The following is a 9,348-nucleotide window of genomic DNA, read 5'->3' as shown; positions in this document are numbered from 1 at the left end:
GTGGTGGCGGCAAAGTCAGGATCGACATACAGCGGGTTCACATCGCCGGAGACCAGTGCGAACAGCTGTATGTCCTGAGCCGTCAGGGTGCGCTCCAGAGAGGCCGACTCACCGATGACTATCTCCTCGAAGGAGCGGTTATGTATTCGTTCCAGATCGTTGGCATTGATGGGCATGGAGCTGGTCATGGGTTTGATCCTGAATACGGGGGGTTGGCAGATATCTACAGTCAACCCAAAATCACCGGTTCAACTGGCGTATGTGACCAGAACCGGCTGCCATCGCGGGCGGCCAGGTCTTCGTACTGACGATACTTTTCGTCGACCCAGCGCTGCGCGGCATCGAGCAAGTCGACGGCGGTCTTGGCGTCGGTATCGGCCAAGGAACTGTAGCGGGTTTCGTTGTACGCGTAGTCCTTGAGGGTGATGGTCGGCCGTGGCGAGTCGAGCTGGAACGGGTTGGCGCCGACCTTGCGCATTTCAGGGTTGTAGCGAAACAGCGGCCAGTAACCGCTGGCGGTGGCCAGTTCCTGTTGATGCATACCCTGGCGCATGTCGATGCCGTGGGCGATACAGTGACTGTAGGCGAGGATCAGCGAAGGTCCGTCATAGGCCTCGGCCTCACGGAACGCTTGCAGCGCATGTTGCGGGTTGGCACCCATGGCTATTTGTGCGACGTAGACGTTGCCATAGGCAATCGCCAGCATCGCCAGGTCCTTGCGCGGGACTCGTTTGCCGGCCGTGGCGAATTTTGCAACGGCGGCCAAGGGCGTGGCTTTGGAGGACTGGCCACCGGTGTTGGAATACACCTCAGTGTCGAGCACCAACACATTCACATCGCGACCTTGTGCAAGCACATGGTCAAGGCCGCCATAACCGATGTCGTAGGCCCAGCCATCGCCGCCCACCAACCAGATGCTTCGGCGCACCAGGTGATCGACCACCGACAACAGGTCCGCTGCGCGCTCGTCCTTGCCTTCAAGCTGAAGCAGCTTGACCTTCAGTTCAGCCACACGCTCGCGTTGAGTGCGAATTTCCGACTCCTGAATCTGTGGCGCGTCGGTGATGGCCTTGGCCAGTTCTTCGCCCACCAGCGGTGCCAGTTCGGCGACCCGGCGCAGGGCCAGGGCCACGTGCTGGTCCGCCGCAAGGCGGTAACCCAGGCCGAACTCGGCGTTGTCTTCGAACAGCGAGTTGGACCACGCCGGACCGCGACCCTCATGGTTCTTGGTCCAGGGCGTGACCGGCAGGTTGCCGCCGTAGATCGATGAGCAGCCGGTGGCGTTGGCTATTTGCAGGCGGTCACCGAACAGCTGGCTGAGCAGCCGCAGGTACGGTGTCTCGCCACAACCGGCGCAGGCACCGGGGAACTCGAACAGCGGTTGGAGGAATTGCACGCCGCGGATATTGGAGAAATCCACCAGCGAGCGATCGTTGACCGGCAGGGTTTCGAAGAAACGGATGTTGCTGCGTTCGCGCTCCAGGATCGGCAGCTTGTCGACGATATTCAGCGCCTTGACTGCCGGATCGTTAGGACTGATCGCCGGGCAGGCTTCGATACACAAGCCACAGCCGGTGCAGTCTTCCAGATAGATCTGCAGCGAGAAGCGCGCTTCAGGGTAGCCACGGGCGTTGATCGGTGCCGAAGGGAAGCCCTCGGGTGCGTGGGTCAGTCGGTCTTCATGGTAGTAGCGAGCGCGAATCACCGCATGGGGGCAGACGAAGCTGCATTGTCCGCACTGAATGCACAGGTCTTGGTCCCACTCAGGCACGGCATCGGCGATATTGCGCTTTTCGTAGGCGCTGGTTCCGGAAGGGAAGGTGCCATCCACCGGCAACTGGCTGACTGGGATGTAATCGCCACGGCTGGCGAACATTTTTGCGGTAAACGCCTGCACGAAAGCCGGCGCAGCCTCGGGCACCAACGCCGGCAGCTCAGTGACGCTGCTGATGCTGCTCGGCACCTTGACTTGATGCAGGCGTTCCAGGGCGCCGTCCACTGCAGTAAAGTTCATCTGCACCACGTCTTCGCCTTTGCGACCGTAGCTTTTGCGGATGGCTTTCTTGATCTGGGTGATCGCATCTTCCCTGGGCAGCACACCGGACAGGGCGAAGAAGCAGGTTTGCAATAAGGTGTTGGTGCGCGTGCCGAGGCCCAAGTCGCGGGCTGCCGCTGAGGCGTCGATGACGTAGAAGTCGAGTTTTTTTTCGATGATGGTGGCTTGCACCGGCCGTGGCAGATGCGCCCACACGGTCTCGGCGGTGTACGGCGCATTGAGCAGGAAGGTCGCTCCCGGCGCGGCCAGGCCCAGCAGATCCTGACGTTCCAGGAAATCGAACTTGTGGCAGGCAACGAATCCTGCCTGTGCAATCAGGTAGGGCGCATGGATCGGTTCCGGGCCGAAGCGCAGGTGGGAGATGGTTTGCGCGCCAGACTTGTGCGAGTCGTAGACAAAATAACCCTGGGCATACAGGTCAGTGTCTTCACCGATGATTTTCACGCTGTTCTTGTTCGCGCCCACCGTGCCGTCGGCCCCCAGGCCATAGAACACCGCGCGGGTGACACTGGGCTTCTCGATGCTGAAGGTCGCGTCCCAAGGCAGACTCAGGTGGGTGACGTCATCGTTGATGCCGATGGTGAAACTGTGCAGCGGCTGTGGATTGAGCAAGGTGTCATAGACGGCCTTGACCATCGCCGGGGTGAAGTCCTTGTTGGAAATGCCGTAGCGACCCCCGACCACTAACGGCAGGCTTTGCCGTTCACCGCGGGAAAACGCGTTGGCGAGGCTGGCGATTACGTCCAGATACAACGGCTCGCCGGTGGCTCCGGGTTCCTTGGTTTGCTCCAGTACCGCGATGCGCTGCACCGAAGCGGGCAGCGCAGCGAGCAGATGTTCGGCGGAAAACGGACGATAGAGGCGCACTTGCACGACACCGACTTTTTCGCCCGAGGCATTCAAAATCTTAACCGTTTCACGGACCGTTTCGGCCCCGGCGCCCATCAGGATGATCACGCGGGTGGCGTCTTCAGCACCGTGGTACTCGAACAGCTGATAGTGGCGCCCGGTGAGTTTCTCGAAGCGCTGCATGAGCGTTTCGACAATGCCGGGGACCGCCTGGTAATAGGAATTGCTGGCTTCCCGGGCTTGAAAATAGGTATCGGTGTTGTGCGCGGTGCCGCGAATGAACGGGTGTTCGGGGTTCAAGGCACGGGCGCGGTGGGCGCGAATCAACGATTCGTCGATCAGCTCGCGTAACACGCTTTCATCCAGCAGCTCCACGGTATTGAGTTCGTGAGAGGTGCGAAAACCATCGAAGAAGTTCAGGAATGGCACTCGCGATTGCAAGGTCGCGGCGTGGGCGATCAAGGCACAGTCATGGGCTTCCTGAACCGACGCGGCGCTGAGCAGGGCGAAGCCGGTCATGCGCGCGGCCATGACATCGGAGTGGTCGCCAAAGATCGACAGTGCCGAAGTTGCCAGGGAGCGGGCCGCGACGTGAAACACCGTCGAGGTCAACTCGCCAGCGATCTTGTACATGTTGGGCAGCATCAACAGCAGGCCCTGGGACGCGGTGAAGGTGGTGGTCAGTGCCCCGGATTGCAGTGCGCCGTGCACCGCACCGGCAGCGCCGCCTTCGGCTTGCATCTCCTGAACCAGCGGCAGGTTGCCCCAGAGGTTGAGCTTACCGGCGGCCATCCATTCATCGGCCAACTCGGCCATGGTCGAGGAGGGGGTGATCGGATAGATCGCGCACACTTCGCTGAGTTTGTAAGCGACCAAGGCCACGGCGGTATTGGCGTCCATCGTGCTGCGCTGGTTCATTGGGCTCTCTCCGCAACGGCAGCGGCATCGGCCGCCATGTCGATGGCGTGGCAGGGGCATTGATCGAAACACACGGCGCAACCGGTGCAGAGGTTCATGTTCACTTCGTAACCGGCTTGCGGCCCTAGCTTGATGATGGCGTCCTCGGGACAGGCGGCGAAGCAGTTGTCGCATTCGTAGCAATTGCCGCATGACAGGCAGCGACGCGCTTCATGCTGCGCCTGGGCGGCGCTCAAGCTTCCGAGAACTTCGGCAAAACCTTCGCGCTGGTCGAGCGCCAGACTGGTTTGTTGTGAAGGCAGCGCATCGCTGTAGATCGGCAGATGCAGATCCGCAAAGCGCACCAGTGAGTGTCGTGGCGGACGTTGCCAAGTGGTGCCATGCAGCCAGGCGTCGATGTGCCGTGCCGCGTGTTTGCCGTGGCCGGTGGCGGTGGTTACGGTGCGGTTGCCTGGGGTCACGTCACCGCCGGCAAACACGCCAGGATGGCCGGTCTGCATGTCTTCACCGACGATCACAGTACCGTCCGGTGCTAAGGTCAGGTCAGGTATCGAGCGCAGAAAACCGGTGTCGCTGGTCTGGCCTAGAGCGAGGATCAGGGTATCGGCCTGCAAGGTTTCCAGTTCGCCGGTCGGCTGCGCCTTGCCGTCGGCATCCAGGGCCATTTTTTCCACCTGAATAGTTTGCCCGTCCATTTCCTTGATACTCGACAGCCAGCGGATCTTGATGCCTTCCTCCAGGGCTTCCTCAGTTTCGAAGGGCAGGGCGGTCATGTGCGCCCGGTCGCGGTAATAGATGATCATCGCGTCGTCTGCGCCCAGCCTCCGGGCGGTGCGCGCGGCGTCAATGGCGGTGTTGCCGCCGCCGTAGATCATGACCCTGCGCCCCAGCAGCGGTTTCTCGCCGATGCCCGCGGCGCGCAACAGGGTCACGGCGTCGTAAACCTTGGCCGCGTCACGGGCCGGGATATCGATGTGGCGCCCGACTTGCGCGCCAATCGACAGCAGCACGGCATCGAAACGGCCGTTGGATTGTTCAAGTAGCACATCCTCAACCTTGCGGTTGAGCAGAATGCGGATGCCCAGGGTTTCCAGGCGGGCAATTTCCTGATGCAACACATCGCGGGGCAGACGATAGGCCGGAATACCGAAATGCAGCATGCCGCCTGCAACCGGGCCGGCTTCGTGGATTTCCACCGCATGACCGCGCATTGCCAGATGCCAGGCAGCGGACAGTCCGCACGGCCCGGCGCCGACGATCAGTACGCGCTTGCCACTGGAGGGCACGGCCTTGGCGGTCCAGCCGTGTTCCAGGGCCAGGTCGCCGAGGAAACGTTCGACCGCATGGATGCTCACGCCGCTGTCCAGCTCACTGCGATTGCAGGACGTCTCGCAGGGGTGATAACAGACCCGGCCGTGGATGGCGGGGAATGGATTGTCAGCGATCAGGCTTTGCCACGCAGCGCGATAGTCACCCGCCTGAGCCAGGGCCAGCCATGCTTGAATGTCTTCCCCGGCCGGACAGGCATCGTTACAGGGCGGCAACAGGTCGTGATAGATCGGATGGCTGATACGCACGGCACCTGTGACCTGACGCTTGGTCAGGTCAACGCCGGGACTCATGTCATGGTTCAAAGATTTCATGATGGGCTTCTCATCGGCTAAACGGGTGACCAGCTCTGGTTTCAGGGTGTGGTTATTACGTGGTCGGGGTTGTCTTTGCTTTGCCTTTTGGGCCTGTTTCGATAAGGAATACGGCCAGGACGATGGCGATCACGATGCCCCCCAGCAGCCAGGCGCCTGCCTCTTGAAACACTGGCAGGGTCAGGGCGTTGCCGGCGGCGATCCGTGCCAGCAGATGACCGAACACCGGTGTGAGCAATGCGCTGAAAGTGAACACCAGGAAATTGATGGCGCCGGTGGCACTGCCCTTGACGTTGTCCGGGTTGACTTCCTTGATGATTGAGTAAGGGATCATCGCCGCACCCGAGCCAATGCCCAGCAGCAGGCCGAAAAGGTAGTGCGGGGCAATGTCGGCCGGCAGATAGAGAATCGCGGCACTGGCGGCGAGCATCAGCAGAGCGCCGCCGATCAATACCGGCTTGCGCCGCCCCAGATGATCGGAAATGTACCCCAGCAGCGGACAACCAATGACCCAGCCCAGGGGAATCATGCTGCTGCGATTCACTGCTTCGGTGTAACCGACCGCCATCCCGTCGCGCAGGAACGGTATTCCCCAGATCATGTCGCCGATGGTGGTCGGCAGGAACAACAGGCCAGCGGTGAAGCCACACAGATAAGACTGTGGGTTGCTCAAGACTTTTTTATACGGCGCGAACATCGAGCCCAGAGAGTTGCTGCTGCCCACCGGTCTGGTGTCGTGGCCTTTGGGAGTCACGCACATGACCAGAAGGGCGATGATAAGCAGGCAGGCGGCGGCCATGAACCAGAACTGCTGCCAGGGGATCGTGCCGTGGATGATTGGGCCCACCGCGAACTGACCGGCGAAGCCACCCATCATGCCGAAGCACTGAGTGAAACCTACTGCTGTGGCCAGATAGCGGGGCGGGAAGCCGTGGGTTGCCAGGTACACCGCGCCGGTGAAGGCGCAGGCCGAACCGGCACCCTGCAGCAGACGACCCAATTGCGCGACCTGCAGCTCGCCCAGCCCAAACAGCGCCGCGCCGATTGCAACCATGAGGATACCGGCCGGTATGACGTACTTGGCGCCAAGCCGATCCAACGCTGCACCGGCAATGATCGAGAACACGGAATAGGTGTAGTAATAAAGGCCAACCAGTGCGCTGACCGCCACAACATCGAGGCCGAACGCCGAAGTCAGCTCCGGCATCATCACGCCGGGGGCGGAGCGCAGCGCGTATTGCACGAAGTAGAAAAGGGCGCAGAACAGCCACGCGACGACGAAACCCATATGCAGTCGCTCGGACCGAGCGGTGATAGTTCCTGAGAGAGCAGGGGGCATGATGTTAGCCTTGGTGGCAGTGATAGCCAAACCTAGCCCTGCCACATGACCAGCAACCTGCTCTGGATCAATGAATACGTAGAACAGCGCTAGAAACGCCGTTCCTGAGCGGTTATTTGTGGTTTTACCGATCAACGGACGCTACGTACCCTCGAGGGTCTTGATCGGGCCAAAGTCAAAGGGATTGACGCCCTCCAGGTTTAGAAGTCGTAGGCGAGTTTGGTGTACCAGTAGCCACCACCGGGGTAGAACGGCGGGTTGCCATAAGCGGCCAGGCCCAGGCTGCTGTAGACCGCGTGCTTGTCTGGGCGCACGTCGAAGATGTTGGTGCCGCCGATGCTGGCGGTCAGATGGTCGAAAAAGGTGTAGCTGACGTCCAGGTCGGTGATCCACTTGGCACCGAAGCTGCGATCACCGGTGGGGTTGACTGCCAGGGTCTTGACTGAGCCGTAGCGGGTGGTCTGCAGGTTCACCGCCAGGTCGTCGCGCGTCCAGTTGCCCCCTAGTATCCACTTGGTCTTGGGCGTGGCTTCAGTTAAGTCGCCTTCGCGGTCACGGCCCACCAGAGTCACACCGGAGTTGCTCAGGGAGGCCGGACTGTCGCGCACACCCTCGATGGTGGTCTTGTTCCAATTGAAGCCCGTGCTCCAGCGTATATTGCCCCAGGCGCCGAACGGCGTGGTGTGATCGGCGACGATATCCAGGCCGCGGGTGCGGGTGTCGAAGGCGTTGGTGTAGTAGTTGACCCAGGTACCGGAGGCTACGCCCTGGGATTGCAGGATGCTGTTGATGACGCCATTGCCCTGGTCGTAGATGTTACTGGTCAGGGCGATGCGGTCGTCGATGTCGATCACGTAGGCATCCGCCGTGACGCTGGTGCGCGGCGCCGGTTGCCAGGTCAGGCCCAGCCCCAGGTTGCGGGACTTCTCAGGCTTGAGGTCATCGCCGCCCAGAGCCTTCGCCAGGCTGCTGCCGGACGGGGTCAGGCGGGTCACAGCCGGGACCACGTTGCCGTTCACGTCGGTGGCCACCCGGTTGTCGGCCACGGTGTAGCCGATCTGGGTCAGGGACGGCGCACGGAAGCCCGTGCCGACGGTGCCGCGTACCGCGACCGTGTCGGTCAGTTCGTAGCGAGAGTTCACTTTCAGGCCGAAGGTATTGCCCGAATTGTCATCGTAATGTTCCAACCGCCCGGCGAAATCGAGAAACCAGCGATCGGTGAGATCAAAGCCCAGGTCCAGGTAACCGGCATAGTTATTACGGATCAGACTGACTTCATCTTCCGGGCGAATGGTGACTGCCGCCTGGGCGCCGGAGGCAGCCGGGTAAGTACCGGTGGTGTAGGCATCGGGGTCGCCGGCGAAGGTGCTGAAGCGCTCCCAGCGATGCTCCAGGCCCGCGGACACCTGTATCGGCGAGGTCAGATGGAACAGGCTGTCGTAGTGGCGGGTGAAGTCTAGGTTGTTGACCCATTGCTCGAAGCGGAAGGTCGCCAGGTTGTCGAACTTCGTCGGCGAGGCGGCGCCCAGCGACGGGTTGATGTTCAGGTCGCTGGAGTGGTGGACGTTGTTGCGCCCATAGGTGGTGCTCAGGTCCCAATTCCAGTCGGCCAGTTCCCCCTTGCCGCCGAACAGGAACTGGTAATCCCGGTCCTTGATGTTGTTCAGCGGGTAATAGCCGTCAGGGAAAATCGCCGGTACTGATGCGGTGCCCGTCGGCAGGCGAAAGTAGTTGGCGGCCTCGGCATCGCGCTCGCCATAGGTAGAAAAGGAGTACAGGGTTAGGTTGTCCAGCGGCAGTTCGGCGTTATAGGCCAGGTTAAAAGCCTTGAGATCCGGGTCGCCGTTCTTGATCGCCACCCGATCCCAGGCCGCTTCCTTGACCGGGTCGCTGAAGGCCTTGACGCTGCTGTCGGCTTTGCCGTTCCACGAGGCATCACCGCGTCTGCGGGTGTCGGCGGCCAGGTGGAAAAAACCGCTCTCTCCGAGTTTGAAGCCTTCGTCGCCGGAAACCTTGAGCGTTTCGCCCTCGCCGGAATAGAGCTTGCCGTAGCTGCTTTCCACATGCCCGCCGGAACTGGCGGATTTGAGGATGATGTTGATCACCCCGGCCACCGCATCAGAGCCGTACTGGGCGGCGGCGCTGTCTTTGAGCACTTCGATGTGGTCCACCGCGCTGACCGGGATCAGGTCTATATCGACGGCATTGGCGCCGCTGTTGTCGATCGAGCCTCGCTGGCCTGTCGCACCATTGTGCCGGCGCTTGCCGTTGACTAGCACCAGGGTGTAGGCCGGGCCGAGGCTGCGGTTGCTCAGAGGGCGGGTCACCGAGTTGTAGCCGGCGATGTTGGTGCCGAAGTTGAACGAGGGTAGCAGTTTGGAAATCGCCTCGGACAGTTCGGCACGGCCGGTCTTGAGCAACTGTTCACTGCTGATGATGTCGATGGGCGCCGGGCTGTCGGCCACGGTGCGCTGTTGGCCGCGCACGCCGGTGGATATCACTGTCACGGCGCTGAGCTTGGTGTCGTCCGTGGCCGCCTCGGC

At 61.5% G+C, this 9,348-nt stretch carries 5 protein-coding genes; all 5 read right to left on the bottom strand.

Annotated elements, in window-relative coordinates; genetic code table 11:
• Positions 1-188 (bottom strand): MaoC/PaaZ C-terminal domain-containing protein (locus M0974_RS22100; RefSeq protein ID WP_297841735.1); only part of this gene is annotated, 188 nt, incomplete at its 3' end.
• Positions 189-229: 41 nt separating this feature from the next.
• Positions 230-3,823, bottom strand: coding sequence for a pyruvate:ferredoxin (flavodoxin) oxidoreductase (gene nifJ / locus M0974_RS22095; RefSeq protein WP_297841731.1), 3,594 nt, complete (start codon positions 3,821-3,823; stop codon positions 230-232).
• Positions 3,820-5,469: an NAD(P)-binding protein gene (locus M0974_RS22090; RefSeq protein WP_297841738.1), complete on the bottom strand. Its 1,650-nt coding sequence runs from the start codon at positions 5,467-5,469 to the stop codon at positions 3,820-3,822. The genes nifJ and M0974_RS22090 overlap by 4 nt, the downstream gene beginning before the upstream one ends.
• Before the next feature lie 52 nt (positions 5,470-5,521).
• A complete protein-coding gene (locus M0974_RS22085; protein ID WP_297841728.1) occupies positions 5,522-6,940 on the bottom strand; it encodes an MFS transporter in 1,419 nt (472 codons plus the stop codon).
• 65 nt (positions 6,941-7,005) lie between these two features.
• The coding region (locus M0974_RS22080; protein WP_297841726.1) for a TonB-dependent receptor at positions 7,006-9,348 on the bottom strand (2,343 nt) is incomplete at its 5' end.

It is taken from the genome of Pseudomonas sp., from assembly GCF_026224925.1.
Lineage (GTDB): Bacteria > Pseudomonadota > Gammaproteobacteria > Pseudomonadales > Pseudomonadaceae > Aquipseudomonas.
This window is presented reverse-complemented; position numbering and strand designations above follow the sequence as displayed.

Coding starts and splice junctions, on each gene's coding strand:
- nifJ (WP_297841731.1), bottom strand. CDS start 3,823: ATGAACCAGCGCAGCACGATGGACGCCAATACCGCCGTGGCCTTGGTC.